The 16,450-nt window shown below is 74.1% G+C and carries 11 protein-coding genes; 7 read left to right on the plus strand and 4 right to left on the minus strand.

The annotated features are described in order from the left end of the window. Positions 1-100: 100 nt before the first annotated feature. The 3 genes from GUY61_RS21100 to GUY61_RS21110 are packed head-to-tail and all read left to right on the plus strand — an operon-like array spanning position 101 to position 5,423. Positions 101-1,840 (plus strand): cation acetate symporter, encoded by a 1,740-nt coding sequence (locus GUY61_RS21100; protein ID WP_166631782.1) that lies wholly within the window; start codon positions 101-103, stop codon positions 1,838-1,840. After that, the gene (locus GUY61_RS21105; RefSeq protein ID WP_166631783.1) at positions 1,837-3,042 is read left to right on the plus strand and encodes a sensor histidine kinase; all 1,206 of its coding nucleotides are present in this window, start codon (positions 1,837-1,839) and stop codon (positions 3,040-3,042) included. Before GUY61_RS21100 ends, GUY61_RS21105 begins: the two co-directional genes overlap by 4 nt. A 59-nt stretch (positions 3,043-3,101) precedes the next feature. After that, positions 3,102-5,423 carry an AAA family ATPase gene (locus GUY61_RS21110; RefSeq protein WP_166631784.1) on the plus strand — a complete coding sequence of 774 codons (2,322 nt, stop codon included), beginning with the start codon at positions 3,102-3,104 and terminating at the stop codon, positions 5,421-5,423. Positions 5,424-6,220: 797 nt separating this feature from the next. Here GUY61_RS21110 and GUY61_RS21115 read toward each other — a convergent pair. Further along, positions 6,221-6,772 carry a sigma-70 family RNA polymerase sigma factor gene (locus GUY61_RS21115; protein ID WP_166631785.1) on the minus strand — a complete coding sequence of 184 codons (552 nt, stop codon included), beginning with the start codon at positions 6,770-6,772 and terminating at the stop codon, positions 6,221-6,223. A 208-nt stretch (positions 6,773-6,980) separates the two neighbouring features. Here GUY61_RS21115 and GUY61_RS21120 point away from each other — a divergent pair, with 208 nt between their 5' ends. Beyond that, entirely contained in the window at positions 6,981-8,057 is a 1,077-nt protein-coding gene (locus GUY61_RS21120) for a glutamate--cysteine ligase (protein ID WP_166631786.1), read from the plus strand. Here GUY61_RS21120 and GUY61_RS21125 read toward each other — a convergent pair. Together GUY61_RS21125 and GUY61_RS21130 are read right to left on the minus strand one after the other, a co-directional pair. Continuing rightward, positions 8,026-9,429 (minus strand): amidase, encoded by a 1,404-nt coding sequence (locus GUY61_RS21125; protein ID WP_166631787.1) that lies wholly within the window; start codon positions 9,427-9,429, stop codon positions 8,026-8,028. The two genes, GUY61_RS21120 and GUY61_RS21125, sit on opposite strands and share 32 nt — an antisense overlap. A gap of 26 nt (positions 9,430-9,455) precedes the next feature. Continuing rightward, positions 9,456-10,889 carry a lipase maturation factor family protein gene (locus tag GUY61_RS21130; protein ID WP_166631788.1) on the minus strand — a complete coding sequence of 478 codons (1,434 nt, stop codon included), beginning with the start codon at positions 10,887-10,889 and terminating at the stop codon, positions 9,456-9,458. A 54-nt stretch (positions 10,890-10,943) separates the two neighbouring features. Here GUY61_RS21130 and GUY61_RS21135 point away from each other — a divergent pair, with 54 nt between their 5' ends. Both GUY61_RS21135 and GUY61_RS21140 read left to right on the plus strand, forming a co-directional pair. Continuing rightward, complete coding sequence (locus GUY61_RS21135) at positions 10,944-12,026, plus strand: DUF6777 domain-containing protein (protein ID WP_166631789.1); 1,083 nt, start codon at positions 10,944-10,946, stop codon at positions 12,024-12,026. A gap of 49 nt (positions 12,027-12,075) precedes the next feature. Beyond that, on the plus strand, positions 12,076-14,160 hold the full coding sequence (locus tag GUY61_RS21140) for a SpoIIE family protein phosphatase (RefSeq protein ID WP_166631790.1): 2,085 nt from the start codon (positions 12,076-12,078) through the stop codon (positions 14,158-14,160). Between the two features lie 75 nt (positions 14,161-14,235). On the opposite strand, the gene GUY61_RS21145 is transcribed toward GUY61_RS21140, so the two are convergent. Beyond that, a complete protein-coding gene (locus GUY61_RS21145) occupies positions 14,236-14,382 on the minus strand; it encodes a hypothetical protein (protein WP_166631791.1) in 147 nt (48 codons plus the stop codon). A 433-nt stretch (positions 14,383-14,815) separates the two neighbouring features. Between GUY61_RS21145 and GUY61_RS21150 the strand changes: the two genes are divergently transcribed. Then, positions 14,816-16,450 (plus strand): phosphodiester glycosidase family protein (locus GUY61_RS21150; RefSeq protein WP_166631792.1); only part of this gene is annotated, 1,635 nt, incomplete at its 3' end.

Here is a 16,450-nt window from a genome sequence, read left to right on the forward strand (position 1 = left end):
CCACCCCCCCACGCAGCTTCCCCCCACGCAGCTTCCACCCACGCCGTGACCGACCAGTGACCCGGGACGCGAACACCGTCATGAGCACCGAGAACACCCCGTGAACGAGACCTACGCCGTCCTCGCCGTCGCCCTGGTCGTGGTCGCCACCGTCCTCGTGGGCTCGCTCGGTCTGCGCATCTCCCGCACGACCTCCGACTTCTACGTCGCCTCCCGCACCGTCGGGCCCCGCCTGAACGCGGCCGCCATCAGCGGCGAGTACCTGTCCGCCGCGTCCTTCCTCGGCATCGCGGGCCTCGTCCTCATCCAGGGCCCCGACATGCTGTGGTACCCGGTCGGCTACACCGCCGGGTACCTGGTGCTGCTGGTCTTCGTCGCCGCCCCGCTGCGCCGCTCCGGCGCCTACACGCTCCCCGACTTCGCCGAGGCCAGGCTGGAGTCCAAATCGGTGCGCCGCTTCGCGGGCACGTTCGTCGTCGGCGTCGGCTGGCTCTACCTGCTGCCCCAGCTCCAGGGAGCGGGCCTGACCCTGGAAGTGGTCACCGGCGCGCCCGACTGGCTCGGCGGCGTGATCGTCGCCGTGGTGGTCGTGGCCGCCGTCGCCGCCGGCGGCATGCGCAGCATCACCTTCGTCCAGGCGTTCCAGTACTGGCTCAAGCTCACGGCCCTCCTCATCCCGGCCCTGTTCCTGGTGCTCGCCTGGCAGAACGACGGCGCGCCCCGTGTCGCCTTCGACGAACCGCCATCCTTCCGCGAACAGCGGAACGTGCGCGTCGGCGAGACCGTCGACCTGCGTCTGGAGGAGCCCCTGACGGTCACCGTCACCGGCACCGTCGACGGCACCCGGCACGACGGGACGTCCGTGGAACTGCCCGCCGGCACCCACCGCGTCGACGGCGGGACCCGGCTCGGATTCACCGAGGGCGACCCCGTGCCGCAGACCGAGGAGGGCAGCTCCGCCGGCATCTCCTCGCCGTACGCCACGGACCGCGGGGAGCGGCCGCTGTACGCCACGTACGGACTGATCCTCGCGACCTTTCTCGGCACCATGGGGCTGCCGCACGTCGTCGTCCGCTTCTACACCAGTCCGCACGGCATCGCCGCGCGCCGCACCACCGTCGTGGTCCTCGGGCTGATCGGTGCCTTCTACCTGCTGCCGCCCGTCTACGGGGCCCTCGGCCGGCTCTACTACCCCGAGCTGACCCTGACCGGGGACGCGGACGCCGCCGTCCTGCTGCTGCCGGAACGGGTGATCGGCGGACTCGGCGGCGATCTGCTGGGCGCGCTGCTCGCCGGCGGCGCCTTCGCCGCGTTCCTCTCCACGGCCTCGGGCCTGACGATGGCCGTGGCCGGTGTGATCACCCAGGACGTGCTGCCCTCCCGCGGCGTACGGCACTTCCGGCTGGCCACCGTCCTGGCCATGGCGATGCCGCTCGGGGCGAGCATGCTGGTCGGGGGACTGCCCGTGGCCGACGCCGTGGGTCTGGCCTTCGCAGTGTCCGCCTCGTCGTTCTGCCCGCTGCTCGTCCTCGGCATCTGGTGGCGCCGGCTCACCCCGCCCGGCGCACTGGCCGGCATGCTGACGGGCGGCGGATCCGCGCTGCTCGCGGTCGCCGTCACCATGTCCGGATATCCGGAGACGGGCGTGGCGCACGCCCTGATGGCCTGGCCCGCGATCTGGTCGGTACCGCTGGGATTCCTCACCATGGTGCTGGTGTCCCTGGCCACGCCGGGCAGGGTGCCGCCGGGCACCGACGCGACGCTCGCCCGATTCCACCTGCCGGAGGAACTCGCCGCCGGCCAGCAGCCCGCCAAGGGCGCTCTGGGGGCAGAGGCATGAACGAATTCCTCGCCGGCGTGTTCGTGGCCGCGCTGCCACTGCTCGCGCTGGGCTACTGGATCGGCCGCAGGGCCGCGGGACGGCGCCGGCCCGGAGATCTCGGCACACCCGTCGAGCACGCCACCTTCGAGACCCTGCACACCGCCTCACTCGCCACGCCCCCGCTGCGCGCCGGGCTCAACGAGGACACCGCCCGCAAGGCGGCCCGGCGGCTGCGCCCCCTGCTCGGCACCGAGGCGCTGTGCCTGACCGACCACGAGTCCGTCCTCGCCTGGGACGGGGCGGGGGAGCACCACAAGGCGCAGATCATGGAACAGCTCGGGTCCATCCTCGACACCGGGCGGGGCGAGGCGTTCAGGATCAGCTGCGAAGACCTGGACTGCCCGCTGCGCTGGGCCGTCGTGGCGCCGCTGACCGTCGACAACCGGGTGCACGGGGCGCTCGTCGTCTGCGCGCCCAGGGAATCGGCTGTCCTGGTCAGAGCCGCGGGCGAGGTCGCGCAGTGGGTGTCGGTGCAGCTCGAGCTCGCCGAACTCGACCGCTCCCGCACCCGGCTCATCGAGGCCGAGATCAAGGCGCTGCGCGCCCAGATCTCGCCGCACTTCATCTTCAACTCGCTGGCCGCCATCGCATCCTTCGTACGGACCGACCCCGAGCGGGCGCGCGAACTCCTGCTGGAGTTCGCCGACTTCACCCGGTACTCCTTCCGCAGGCACGGTGACTTCACCACCCTCGCGGACGAGCTGCACTCCATCGACCAGTACCTCGCGCTGGTCCGTGCCCGTTTCGGCGAACGGCTCTCCGTCACCCTCCAGATCGCGCCCGAGGTCCTGCCCGTCGCCCTCCCCTTCCTGTGCCTGCAACCGCTGGTCGAGAACGCCGTCAAGCACGGTCTCGAGGGAAAGCTCGCCAAGAGCCACATCAGCATCACCGCGCAGGACGCGGGCGCCGAGGCGGTCGTCGTCATCGAGGACAACGGGACCGGCATGGACCCCGAGCGGCTCCGTCAGATCCTGCGGGGCGACACCGGCCCCTCCGCGGGCATCGGCCTGAGCAACGTCGACGACCGGCTGCGCCAGGTGTACGGCGACGAGTACGGGCTGGTCATCGAGACGGGTATCGGCGCAGGCATGAAGGTCACGGTCCGGGTGCCGAAATACCAGCCCGGAGTCCATTCCACAGCGCGCACGGCGCGCGAATGAGCGCAGTGGGGCACATTGGTGGCCCGGAGCTATGGCCGCACGGCGAGTGGTGACCGACAATGGCCGTCTGGAACAGCACCGAGGCTGAACAGGGGGCGCCGTTGTTCGCAAGGGTCGACGGAAGAGCAGCGGAACTCGACCGGGTCAGGCAGGCCATACGCGCCACGGCCGCGGGCCGGGGCGGTGTCGTGCTGCTCGAAGGAGAGCCGGGCGCCGGAAAGTCCCTGCTGCTGACGGAGGCCCTGGCGGGCTACAGCGGCTGCCTCATCCTCACCGGCACCGCGGTCGAGGCCGGCCGCGACCTCCCGCTGAGCGCCCTCCTCGACTGCTTCCGCACCCCCGAGGCCGCCGGACTCCGCTCCGAACTCACGACCCTGCTGGGCACGACGCCGTCGTACGCTCCCGGCCTGCACGCGGAGCGCCGCGCCGCCGGGGGCGCCCCTGCCGCGGGTGCCCCCGCTGCCGGACCCGCCGCAGGAGGTTCCGCCCCCGAGCCCGCTCCCGGATTCCCGGACGACGCCCCCGGCGCGGTGCAGGACGCACCCGACCCCTCGCTCGTCTCGGCGGCGGCGCAGCGCATCACCGAACGGCTGCTGGAGCTGGCGGACCGCACGCCGCTCGTCCTCGTCCTCGACGACCTTCAGTGGGCCGACGCGGCCAGCCTGCTGGTCTGGGCCCGGCTGGCCAGGACCGCACCCCACCACCCACTGCTGCTGCTCGGCGCACGCCGCCCCTTCCCGCGGCGCACCGAACTCCACGCCCTCGCCGACGCCGCCGACGTGATCACCCTCGAACCGCTGGCGCCCGAGGAGGCCGTACGGCTGGCCACCGCGCTGCTGGGCGGCCCGCCGGCCCCCTCGCTGCGCAGGGAGCTGCCGCTGGCGGGCGGCAACCCCGGATACATACGGCAGACCGCGCTCGCCGAGGACACCCCGGAGCTGCTGCGCACGGTCGCCCGCGGCCTGGACTTCCTCGGCCCGGAAGCGCTCGACACCCTCCGCCTTGCGACGCTGCTCGACAAGTCCTTCACCGCGACCGCGCTCGCCGAACTGACCGGGCGGAACGCAGCCGCGCTCCTGCCGCCGCTGGAGGAGGCCCTCGCCGCGGGGGTGCTCGCGGAACGCGGCGAGCGGCTGGAGTTCCGGGTTCCCCTGGCTAGGCGCGCCCTCGCGGCAGGACTGCCCGCTCCGATCAGGCACGCCCTGACCACCGCCGAGCAGCCGCGGCAGACCGAGTCGGACCCGCTCGGGCTGTGGGAACAGGGCCGGTACACCGAGGCCGAGACCGCGGCGCGCGAGGCCCTGGCGCGCAGCGAGGATCCGCTGGCCGAGGCCACCGCCCAGTACGTCCTCCACCTCGCACTCGTACGGCGTCACCGGCCCGTCGAGGCACTGGCGGCCCTCGACGGGGCGCTGGAGCAGGAACGGCTGCGGGCACGGGCCCTGGTCGACCGGGCCAGGCTGCTCGGGCAGCTCGGCCGGCCGGCCGAGGCCCGCGAGGCTCTGCGCGCGGCCCGTGCCCTCGCCCAGCAGACGAGCGCCGCCGAGTCGGTCGCCGCGGAGCTCGACTTCTGGGCCGGTGACTGGGACGCCGCCCTGACCAGGGCCGAGGACGACCTGGCCGCGCTGATCCTGGGCCACCGGGACCAGCAGGAGCGGGCCGGGACCCGGCTGGCCGCCCTCAACGGCTCCGCCACCTCCACGTTCGCCCTGCTCGCCAAGGCGCTGCGCGCGGAACGCCAGGGACACCCGGAGGCCGCGCTGGCCGTGCTGCTTCCCGCCGTCGACGAGGGCCGGGCGCAACTGCTCTCCGAGGTCGTACGGCTGGCCCTGCTCACCTCCGACTCGCCCTCCGCGCGCCGGGCCGTCGACGCGGCGGTGGGCACGCCCGCGGAGGTGCACTGCCGCGGCGTCTTCGAGCAGGACCCGGAGGCACTGCGCGAGGCACTCACGGAGCACGGCCCCGGTTCGCGACCGCTGCCGCTCGGCCAGTTGCACGAGGACCTGGCCGTCGCCGAGGCCTGGCGAGGGGAACTCGACGCGGCGCGCGTCAGCCTGAGCCGGGCCGTGGACATCTACGCCAGGCTCGGCGCCTCGTGGGACGTCGCCCGCGCCGAGGCCAGGCTGCGTTCCCTCGGCATCCGCAGGACGAAGCGCGGTACGGGCCGCCCGGCCACCGGCTGGGAGGCGCTGACGCCCACCGAGATCAAGGTCGCGCAGCTCGTCACCGAGGGGCGCTCCAACCCGGAGATCGCCGCCGAGCTGTTCCTGTCGCCGCGCACCGTGCAGACCCATGTCTCGCACATCCTCGGCAAGCTGGGAATGCGTTCACGCACCGAGGTCGCCCGCGAGGCCGCGCGGCACCTCCCGGTCGGCGGCTGACGCCCGCGGTGCTCCGCACGGGGTGCCGCCAAGCGGTTGCGCGCCGGCGCTGACGCGCTCGCCCGCGACGTTCGGCCGCCGGTCCTGGACCGGCGCTTGTGCCTGCGGTGCTCTGCGTGTGCTCAGAGGGCGGGGGCGGGGTGCGTTCACGCACCGAGGTCGCCCGCGAGGCCGCGCGGCACCTCCCGGTCGGCGGCTGACGCCCGCGGTGCTCCGCACGGGGTGCCGCCAAGCGGTTGCCGGGGCTGACGTGCCGCAGGTCGGGTGCGCCGCTTGCGCGTGCGGCGTCTTGCCTGTGCTCTGGGCGTCGGTGTGAAAGGTGTGGCGGGCCCGGGCACCTGCCGGTCGGTTGACGCTCGCCCGCGACGTTCGGCCGCCGGTCCTGGACCGGCGCTTGTGCCTGCGGTGCTCTGCGTGTGCTCAGGGCGCGGGGGCGGGGCGGGGGTGCGGCCCGGCAGTCGGCGGCGGTTGCCCGGCGGCTGCCGGCCGAGCGCCCGCGGGCTCTCGTGGCCGGGCCCCGCACCGCCTGAGCGGCCGCCCTCCGGGGGACGGCCAGGGCCGGCGCGGGTCCGTGACAACGCACGGGACCCGCGGGACGGGTCCTCCGTCCTGCGGGTCCTGGTGCGTCGGGCCCCGTGGGGGACGGGTCCTCCGTCCCCCGGGCCCCGGGGTGCCGGTTCACCGACCGGTGGCGGGTCCTCCGCCTCCCGGTCCTGTGGTGCCGGTCCCCGTGGGGTGCCGGTCCTTCGCGCCGTACGGGACCTCCGTCCGGCACGGGGGATCGGCACCCCCGGGTCTCATCCCTCCGCGGCCTCCGCGTACCCGTAACCCGGCAGTGCCTGGCGCAGGGCCCGCAGGGCGTAGTACGTGCGGGACTTGACCGTTCCCGGCGGGATGCCGAGGGTCTCGGCGGCCTCGGTCACCGACTGTCCGCGGAAGTAGACCTCCATCAGCACCGCCCGGTGCCCGGGGCTCAGACCCCGCAGCGCGCGGCGCACGTCGAGGGACTCGACGGAGCGGTCCGCCGGGTCCTCCGGCGGCACGCTGTTCTCGATCAGCTGGTCGTCGACCTCGTTCGGCCTGGAGCAGCGGGCGCGACGTGCGTCGATCGCCAGCCGGCGCCCCACGGTGAACAGCCAGGGCCTCATGGAGTCGTGGTCGGTCTGCAGCGCCTCCGGGTGCTGCCAGGCCCGGACGAGAGTCTCCTGGACCAGGTCCTCGGCACGCTGCCGGTCCCCGTACGTGAGTCCCAGGAGGAAGCCGAAGAGGGCGCGCCCGTGCTCCTCCTGGAGCCTGGCGAGCGCTCGCTCGTCGGTGCGGAGCGGTGTGGTGATGTGGTGGACGGCCATGGGTGGACAGTGGCTCAGGTCACGAGCCCGGGAGATCCGCCAGGTGGCCGATTCCGAACTGTGCGTAGTCGAACGGGCGAATGACGGCCCCACGGCGCGACGAACGGCACGACGAACGGGCGAACGGTCGCGTTGGGCGGCGACTGGCACATCGCGGCGGCGGACGGGGATAGACGTACGGCAACAATTCGGAGGAGAAAGGCCGCCCATGCGAACCGTTGGTGTCGAGGAGGAGCTTCTGCTCGTGGACGAGGCGACCGGAGAACCGAGGGCGGTCTCCGGGGCGGTGCTCGCCGCGGCACCGGACGACTGCGGACTGGAACAGGAACTGCGGTTGCAGCAGCTGGAGATCGCGACGCGGCCCGAGTCCGGGATGAGGGAGCCGGCCGCGGAGATCAGGCGGTGGCGCGCCGAGGCCGGCCGCAGTGCGGCGAAGGTCGGCGCCGTCCCGGCGGCGCTCGCCACCTCCCCGGTGCCGGTCGACCCCTCCCTCAGCTCCGGGGAGCGCTACGCCTGGATGCGCGAGGAGTTCGCGCTCACCGCCGAGGAACAGCTCACCTGCGGCTGCCACATCCATGTGGCGGTCGAGTCGGACGACGAGGCGGTGGCGGTGCTGGACCGGATCCGGCCCTGGCTCTCCGTGCTCCTCGCCCTCAGCGGCAACCCGCCCTTCTGGCAGGGACGGGACACCGGGTACGCCGGCTACCGCAGCCGGGTGTGGGGGCGCCGGCCCTCGGCCGGGCCCACGGAGGCCTTCGGCTCGGCGGAGCGCTACCACGAGCAGGTGAAGGCACTGATCGGCACCGGGGCGCTGCTCGACGAGGGCATGATCTACTTCGACGCCCGGCTGTCCCGCAACTACCCCGCCGTCGAGATCAGGGTCGCCGACGTCTGCCTGGAGGCCGAGGACACCGTGCTGCTCGCGGCGCCGGCCCGCGGTCTAGTCGAGACGGCGGCCCGCGAGTGGCGCGCGGGAAGGCCGCCGGCCGAGTCGGGTGTGGGCCTGCTCAGGCTCGCCTCCTGGCGGGCCGGGCGGTCCGGCCTCGACGGCCCGCTCGTCCAGCCGCTCCTGTGGACACCGGCGCCCGCCGAGACCGTCGCACGGTCGCTGCCGGAACACACCGGCGAGACGCCGGCCGAGGCCGGGGACCTCGCGGACACCGAGCAGCGGCTCGCCGCCCTGCTGGAGCGGGGCAGCGGGGCCGGGCGTCAGCGCGAGGTGTTCGAGAAGACCGGTGAGCTCGCCGCGGTGATCAAGGACTGTGCGGAGCGGACAGCGGCATGAGCGACGGCGGCGCCGTGCGCCGCCACGGCCGCAGCTCCTCCAGCCGCTGCGCGACGTCCAGCAGCAGTTCCTCCCCGCCGGGCAGCGCCACCAGCTGGACGGCGCGCGGCGCGCCGCCGGGCAGGCTGCCGAAGGGCAGGGCGAGCGCGGGCCAGCCGGTCAGGTTCCAGGGCGGCGTCAGGGGCGAGTACGCCGTGTTGACCACGAGGTTGCGCAGCCAGCCGCGCTCGTGCCAGGACGCGGCGGCCGGACCGCGGCGGGCCAGGGCAGGGGTGAGCAGCACGTCGTGCGAGGCGAAGAAGACGGCGAGCCGTTCCCGCAGCCGCTCCCTGCTCTCTCCGGCCAGCAGCGGGGTCCGGGCGAGCACCCGTCCCGCGGCGGCGTGCCGGCGGGTCCTGGCCGCCAGCAGCGCGGGGTCGAGGCCCTCGGCGTCCCGCGCCGTGCCCGCCGTCCAGTGCGCGAGGGCCAGCGCGCCCAGCGACAGCGGGTACGGCGGCTCGGCGGACCGCACCGTGTACCCCGCGGCGGCCAGGAGCTCACCCGCCTCGCGGGCCCCGTCGGCGAACGGGCGGGCGACGGCCACCCCGGGCAGCGGGCTGCGCACGGAGACGGCGATCCGCGGTGTGCCGGCCGCCGCGCCACCGGGTTCCGCGTCCCCGGCGCGGGGCGCGGGAACGGTCGCGGCCAGCACCCGGAACATCAGCCGTGCGTCCGCGACGGTCGTCGCGAGCGGTCCGTTCTCCGACATCCCGAACCAGTCGCCGTTGCCGATGCCGGCGGGCACCGTGTCCGGGCCGGGCTTCAGCCCGATCAGCCCGCAGTTGGCCGCGGGGATGCGGAGCGAGCCCATGCCGTCGTTGCCCAGGGCGAGCGGGACCATGCCCGCGGCGACCGCCGCGGCACTGCCGCTGGAGGAGCCGCCCGCCGTGCGGGCCGGGTCCCAGGGGTTGCGGGCGGTGCCGTGGACGCTGTCACCGGTACCGAAGACGCACAGCTCGGGGACGGTGGTCAGACCCACCACGACGGCGCCGGCGGCGCGCAGCCGGGCGACCGTGGGATGGTCCTCGGCGGCCGGCGCGGCCGCCGGGGTGGCGGCGGAGCCGACGCGGTTGGTCTCGCCGCGCACCGGCAGGTTGTCCTTGACCGCGACCGGCACCCCCGCCAGCGGCAGCCGGTCGAGATCGGCGCGGGAGCCGGTCTCCTCCGCCTCCGCGAGCGCCGCCGCGGCCCGGACGACGCGGAACGCGCCGACCCCGGGGTCCCGCTCCGCGATCACCGCCAGATGCTCCGCGACGACCTCGCGCGGGGTGACCCTCTTCTCCCGTACCGCCGCCGCGATCTCGGTCGCCGTACGGCCTGCCCACCCGGTCACACGCCCTCCCTGCGTACTCGGTGGGCTCACTTTGCCAGATCGCCGCTCCGTTGCAGCCGGGTGGGCGGCAGGTAGTCGCGGACCAGGGTGCGGTGCCACCACATGCCGGTGGCGCGCAGCTCCCGCCAGGTGGTGAAGCGGTACCGGTAGAGCCGGGCGCGGACATGGGCGGGCGGCGCGTCCGGGAACGGGTTGTGGCGCAGCAGCCGCAGCGTGTCCCGGTCGTTCTCCAGCAGGCGCTCGACGAACGGCCCGAACCAGCGGCCCGCGTAGGCGGGGGAGAGGGCCGCGAACCACATCATCCAGTCGAGCCGCAGGTGGTACGGGGCGTACTGGCGCGGCGTCCGGCGAGGATCGCCCGGCTTGCCCTTGAAGCCGTACTCCCGCCACCGGGTGGCCGGGGTCAGCACCTGCTCGTCGGTGCCCTCGACGACCACCTCGTGCCGGGTCCGGCTGATGCTGCCGAACGCCCCGTACGCGTTGACCAGGTGCAGCGGGTCGAAGGAGGTGTTCATCCGCTGGTCGCGGGCAAGCAGGTTGCGTGCCGGGCGGTAGCTGAGGACCAGCACCAGCGCGGTGAGGGCCGACACCGCGGCCACGTACCACAGCGGTGCGGTGTCCGGCAGCGAGTCCGGCGGGCCGGCGATCAGGGAGCCGTCGAAGGCGGTGACGGCCAGCACGACGGTCAGCCAGTTCAGCCAGGAGAAGTTGCCGGAGAGCACCAGCCACAGCTGAGTCGCGATCATCACGCAGGCGGCGACGCTCGCGACCGGCTGCGGCGTGAACAGCAGAACGGGGAAGACCAGCTGGGTGACGTGGTTGGCGGCGACCTCGACCCGGTGCAGCGGCCGGGGCAGATGGTGGAAGAACCAGCTCAGCGGGCCGGGCATGGGCTGCGTCTCGTGGTGGTAGTCCAGGCAGCTCAGGTCCCGCCAGCACCGGTCACCGCGCATCTTGATCAGCCCGGCGCCGAACTCCAGGCGGAACAGCACCCAGCGCAGCAGCCACAGCACCAGCACGGGCGGCGCGACCCGCTCGTTGCCGAGGAACACCGCGAGGAAGCCCGTCTCCAGCAGCAGTGACTCCCAGCCGAATCCGTACCAGGTCTGCCCCACGTTCACGATCGACAGGTACAGCACCCATGGCAGTGCCCACAGCAGCATCGCCGACCACAGCGGCAGGTGGTCGGGCGCCCCCGCCAGCAGCGCGCAGGACAGCAGGACGCCCAGCCATGCGCAACCGGCGAACAGCCGGTCGGAGTAGCGGAGCCGGAAGATGCTGGGAGCGCGGCGGAAGGGGACCCGGCGGACGAACTCGGGCACCGGCAGCATGCCGCGCTCGCCGATCAGCGCGCGGAACTGGAGGGCGGCGCAGAGGAAAGCGACCAGGTAGAGGGCGGCGAGGCCCCGCTGGAAGACCAGCCGGCTCAGCCAGTACTCGGGTGCGGTGAACCACTCCATGACCGGAACCTCACTCGGGTTGCCACCGCGTCACGACTAGTGACAATGGGTGACATGTCGGATATACCTGCCTTCCGTCCCGTGCTCGCGGGGGCCGTCCTCCTCGCCCTCTGCACGCTCACCGGCTGCGGCGACGCGGGCGGCGCGCGGGCCACCGCGCAGTCCGGTCAGGAGATCCTCCTCCTGTCCCGTACCACGCCGGGCCCCGACCCGTTCACCGCCTCGACGGCGAGGGTCACCGGCTCCCCGGCGCCCGAACCCCCGACACCGGCGCCCACCGCGACGAGTGGCCAGGGCATCCGCAGTTATTCCGGCGCCGCCCCCGGCCTGTACGGCGGCACCCTCGGCGTCGCGAGCTGCGACGTCGAACGGCAGGTACGCCTGCTCACCCGGAACCCTCGCACGGCCCGCGCCTTCGCACGGGGCGCCCGGATCACCCGCGCCGGGATCCCGGGCTTCCTGCGCGGGCTGACCCCCGTCGTCCTGCGGGCCGACACCCGCGTCACCAACCACCGCCTCGACGGCGGCGTGCCCGTCGGCTACCAGGCCGTCCTCCAGGCCGGCACCGCCGTGCTCGTCGACGCGTACGGCATGCCCCGGGTGCGGTGCGCCTGCGGCAACCCGCTGGAGCCGCCCGCCGACGCCGGCGGCGAGGTCACCTACCGGGGCTCGCGGTGGGAGGGATTCCGGCCCGGGGACGCGGTGGTGGTCCTGCCCGCACCCAGGCCGCTCACGGTCCTCGTGATCGTCGGCACCGCGGACAGCGCCTGGATCGAGCGGCGGACCGGTGACGACGGCGGCGAGGACAGGACCGTGCCGGAGCCGGACGGCGACGGGAGCCCCGAACCCTCGGGGCCGACGGCGACGGCCACGGGGGAACCGACGGACGGGTCCACGGACGGCGGCTCCGGCGAGCCGACGGGCGGCCCCAGCGACGGACCCACCGACGAGTCGACCGGCGGGTCGAGCGAGGAACCGGGAGAGGAACCGGGAGAGGGCTCGGGCGAGGAGCCGGGTGACGGGCTCACGGACGAACCCACCGGCGCCGCGGAAACCAAGATCATCAGCCCGGACGATTCCGGCACCGGGGACTTCCCGGGCAGTGTCGACCGGCCCGTTCCCGCCGGGCACCACTGAGTGCGCGCCCCGGCCGACACGGCCCGCGATTTGGTGGCAGAGTGGCTCCATGGTTGATCGGGACGGGGCGCCGCAGCCCGTCATATCGGTGCCGGACGGCTGGCCCGCACACCCGGATCTGAGTCTGGCCCTCAACCGCATGGGCACCTTCGACTGGGACCTCGACAGCGGGCTGATGCACATGGACCAGTCCGCCCTCGGCGTGTTCGACCTGCACCGCGACGAATACGACGACCGGCCGGGAACACTCGCCGCCCGGGTGTGCCGGGCCGAGGCCTCGCGCCTGGACACGCTCGTCTCCCAGGCGTTCAAGGGCGACCGTTCCCACTACGGCGTCTACTTCCGCATCCAGCGCCGCGACGGCTCACCGCGCTGGACCCACGCCCAGGGCCGCATCCACCGCGACGCCGAGGGCCGTGCGCGCCGGATCATCGGCGTCGTCCGTGACGCGGAGGAGGAGCTCACCGACGCCACGGAGCGCCTCGAACTCGACGAGGAGCGGCGCCGGCAGACCGGCGTGGTGGAGCGCACCACCGCGATCCTCGCCCACGCCAGGACCGTCAACGATGTCATCGACGTACTGAAGGACGCCCAGGCACTCGGCCACCTCGGCGCGGTCAGCGTGATGCTCGGCCTGGTCGAGGGCGGCAGGATCCACATGGTCGCCGAGGGACAGTCCGACGCGTACGTGCCGGAGTTCCGGTACACCCGCATCGACGCCCAGTTCCCGATGAGCGAGTCCGTGCGCACCATGCGCCCCGTCTTCATCTCCACCCGCGAGGAGTTCAAGCACGACTACCCCGTCCTCTGGCCGCACATCGAACCCCTCGACGTCACCTCCGCCGCCTACCTCCCCCTGATCGCGCAGGCCAGGCCGATCGGTGCCATCGGACTGCTGTACTCCGACAAGGACGGCTTCACCCCGGAGGAGCGCAACCTCCTGGTCGCCCTGAGCAGCAGCATCGCCCAGAGCCTCCAGCGCGCGATGCTCTTCGAGCAGGAGCACGACCTCGCCGAGGGGCTCCAGCAGGCGATGCTGCCCCGCCGCATCCCGGCCACTCCCGGCGCACAGATAGCCGTGCGCTACCGCTCGGCAAGGATGGGCCGCGACATCGGCGGCGACTGGTACGACGTCATACCCCTGCCGGGCGGCAAGGTCGGTGTGGTGATCGGCGACGTACAGGGCCACGACACCCACGCCGCCGCCGTCATGGGCCAGCTGCGCATCGTGCTGCGCGCCTACGCCGCGGAGGGTCACACCCCGGCCACCGTGATGGCCCGCGCCTCGACCTTCCTGCACGAACTCGACACCGACCGCTTCGCCACCTGCGTCTACGCCGAGGCCGACCTGGCCACCGGGGTCGTCCAGCTCGTACGCGCCGGACACATCGACCCGCTGCTGCGCCTCGCCGACGGTGACTGCCGCCGCCTCCCGGTGGCCGGCGGGCTGCCGCTGCGGCTCTCCGCGGAGTTCGGCCGCCTGGAGTACCCCGTCACCACCGTGGAACTCGCGCCCGGCGAGACCATGCTGATGTGCACCGACGGCCTCGTCGAATACCCCGGCACCGACCTCGACGACGGGGTACGCGAACTCACCGGCCTGATCATGGACGGTCCCCAGGACGTCCAGCAGCTCGCCGACCGGCTCTGCGAGGTCTACGACGAGCGCGGCGGCGGTGACGACATGGCGCTGCTCCTGCTGCGCCGCCGCGGCTCGGAGACGCCGAGGACCGCCGGCCGCCTCCAGCAGTACGTCGCGCAGTCCGACCCCGACGGTCTCTTCGCGGCCCGCCACATGATCCTCGCCGCGGTCCGTTCCTGGGGTGCCCACGGCCAGGCCGAGGAGATCGAGCTGGCCGCCGACGAACTCATCACCAACGCACTGCTGCACACCGACGGCGGAGCCGTCGTCACCGCCCGCGTCCTCACCACGGAGCGGGACCGCCGGCTGCGCGTCGAGGTCGAGGACACCTCCAGCGCACTCCCACGTATGCGCGACGCCGGTGACGACGGCGTCTCGGGCCGGGGCCTCGTCCTCGTGGACCGCCTCGCGGAGACGTGGGGCGTCGAGTCTCGCGGCAGCGGCAAGTCCGTCTGGTGCGAATTCCCCCTGCCGGACGGGGAATCGGACTGACCTCCGCCCGCCGGGCCGACGGCGGGCCCGCGCGGCCCGTGGCCCGCCGGTCGGGCTGACGCGGGCCCGGTCGACTCAGGCCGGGTTGCGGCAGGCCCGGTTGACGCCGGCCCTGCTGCCGAGCCCCACCCGGGCGGCCGTCGGCCTGAACTCCTCGGCCTCCGCCACTCCCAGCACGCCGTCCAGCGGCTGCGGGGCGGACGCGGGCGACGGCAGCCGCACCTCCTCGCCGGCTCCAGGGCGTCCGGGTGCTCCCGGACCACCTTCAGCGCAACCTGCCGAGCTCCGAGACGAGCCGGGCCACGGTCACCGCCTCGGCGTGGCCCGTACGGCGAAGTGCCCCCGGCGATCCGCCGATTCTGTGACGCGCCGGTGCTGTGACGCGTCGGCTCCGTGACGCGTCGGCTCCGTGACGCGCCGGTGCTGTGACCCGGCGGCTCCGTGACGCGCCGGTGCTGTGGCGCGTCGGCTCCGTGACCCGGCGGCTCCGTGCCGACCGTGCCACGCCCGCCCGGACCCTCGTACGCCACTTCCGCGGTACCGGATGTTTACGCTGTGTCAGCTGTCAGGGCCTGGTTCCCCCTTCGCCGTTCGGGGATGCTGATGCGCTGTCAGCACACCTCCTCGCTCAACGACCGGCGTCCCGGGAGAAGCAGTGGGCCTTGGCAGCACGGCGAAGCGGACCGCACTGCTGATCGCGACGGCGACCGCCCTCTCCCTGGGGTCTCCCGCCCCTGCGGGCGCGGGCGTGGATTTCCCACCGGCCACCCCGGCGGAACTCCCGCGCCCCGTCCGACCGCCGGCCCTCACGGCCGCCACCGGCCCCGCACCCCGCGCCGTCGCCGACGGCAATGGCAACGGCATCGAGACCGCGCGCACCTCCCGGCCCGTCGCCCCCGGTGTGCGCCTCTCCTCCTACGACCGCATCGAGTCCGGCAAGTGGCTGCGGGCCGACGCGCTCACCGTCGACCTGACGGAGGACGTGAGCGCGGACTACCTCCACTCGGGCAAGGTCTCCGAGCGCCGTACCGTCTCCGACCTCGCCGCGGCCCACGACCCCGGTCCCGGCCGCCGCACCGTCGCGGCACTCAACGCGGACTTCTTCGACATCAATGAGACCGGCGCGCCGCAGGGCGCCGGCATCGAGCGGGGCCGACTCGTCCAGTCACCCGCGCCGGGCGCTCACCGGGCCGTGGGGCTGGGTCCGGGCGCGGCGGGCCGGATCCTCCAGGTGTACTTCGACGGCACGCTCACCCTCCCCTCGGGGACGACTCCTCTCGCCGCCTACAACACGGCCAACGTCCCGTCGGGCGGGATCGGCGTCTACACCGCCGCCTGGGGCGGCGCCGACCGGGCCCTGACCGTCGACTCCGCCGCCCCGGTCGCCGAAGTCGCCCTGCGCGACGGCAGGGTGGCCGCCCTCACCGACCGCCCCGGCAGCGGCCCCATCGACGAGGACACCACGGTCCTGGTCGGCAGGGAGGCGGGCGCCCGGCTCCTCGCCACGCTCCGTCCCGGCGACCCGGTGGCCCTCTCCTACAGCCCGCGCACCGACTCGGGACCCGTGCCCCGCACCGCCGTCGGCGGCCGGGAGCTCCTCGTCGTCGACGGCGTGCCGCAGAACCACGACGGCGCGGGCAACAACAAGGCCGCACCCCGCACCGCCGTCGGATTCTCCGCCGACGGCACAAGGATGCACATCCTCACCGTGGACGGGCGGCAGGCCGACAGCGGGGGTGTCACCCTCACCGAGCTCGGCCTGATGATGCGTCAGGCAGGTGCCCACAACGCCCTGAACCTCGACGGCGGGGGCTCCTCCACCCTCCTCGCCCGCGAACCGGGCTCCGACGCCCTCCAGGTGGAGAACAGTCCCTCCGACGGCAGCGAACGCACCGTCCCCAACGGCCTCGCCCTCACGGCGCCCGACGGCAGCGGCAGGCTGACGGGCTTCCGGGTCGAGACCCGCACACCCGCCGCGTCCGCACCCGGCACCGGCCCCGTCCCCGGTGGCCACCCCGAGCGGGTCTTCCCCGGACTGACGCGCCGCCTCACCGCCTTCGGCCACGACGAGACCTACGGGCCCGCCGCCGGCGCACCGCGCTGGCGCGCCGTACACACCTCGGTGGGCCGCGTGGACGCCGGGGGAGTCTTCACGGCGCGCCGCGGCGGTGGCGTGGTGTCGATGGTGGTCACCGTGTCTCCGTCTCTGATCGGCCAGGTTTGGGCACAGGAATGCCCGAGCCCGGTGTGGGCGTACGGAACTTCGGGGTGCCGCCCGGACCAAGGGGGA

Source organism: Streptomyces sp. GC420 (assembly GCF_009916105.1).
Lineage (GTDB): Bacteria > Actinomycetota > Actinomycetes > Streptomycetales > Streptomycetaceae > Streptomyces.

Bases quoted from the DNA above. Each gene is read 5' to 3' on its own strand.
- GUY61_RS21105 (WP_166631783.1), top strand. From the start codon at position 1,837: ATGAACGAATTCCTCGCCGGCGTGTTCGTGGCCGCGCTGCCACTGCTC.
- GUY61_RS21140 (WP_166631790.1), top strand. From the start codon at position 12,076: ATGGTTGATCGGGACGGGGCGCCGCAGCCCGTCATATCGGTGCCGGAC.
- GUY61_RS21115 (WP_166631785.1), bottom strand. From the start codon at position 6,772: ATGGCCGTCCACCACATCACCACACCGCTCCGCACCGACGAGCGAGCG.
- GUY61_RS21130 (WP_166631788.1), bottom strand. From the start codon at position 10,889: ATGGAGTGGTTCACCGCACCCGAGTACTGGCTGAGCCGGCTGGTCTTC.
- GUY61_RS21135 (WP_166631789.1), top strand. From the start codon at position 10,944: ATGTCGGATATACCTGCCTTCCGTCCCGTGCTCGCGGGGGCCGTCCTC.
- GUY61_RS21120 (WP_166631786.1), top strand. From the start codon at position 6,981: ATGCGAACCGTTGGTGTCGAGGAGGAGCTTCTGCTCGTGGACGAGGCG.
- GUY61_RS21110 (WP_166631784.1), top strand. From the start codon at position 3,102: ATGGCCGTCTGGAACAGCACCGAGGCTGAACAGGGGGCGCCGTTGTTC.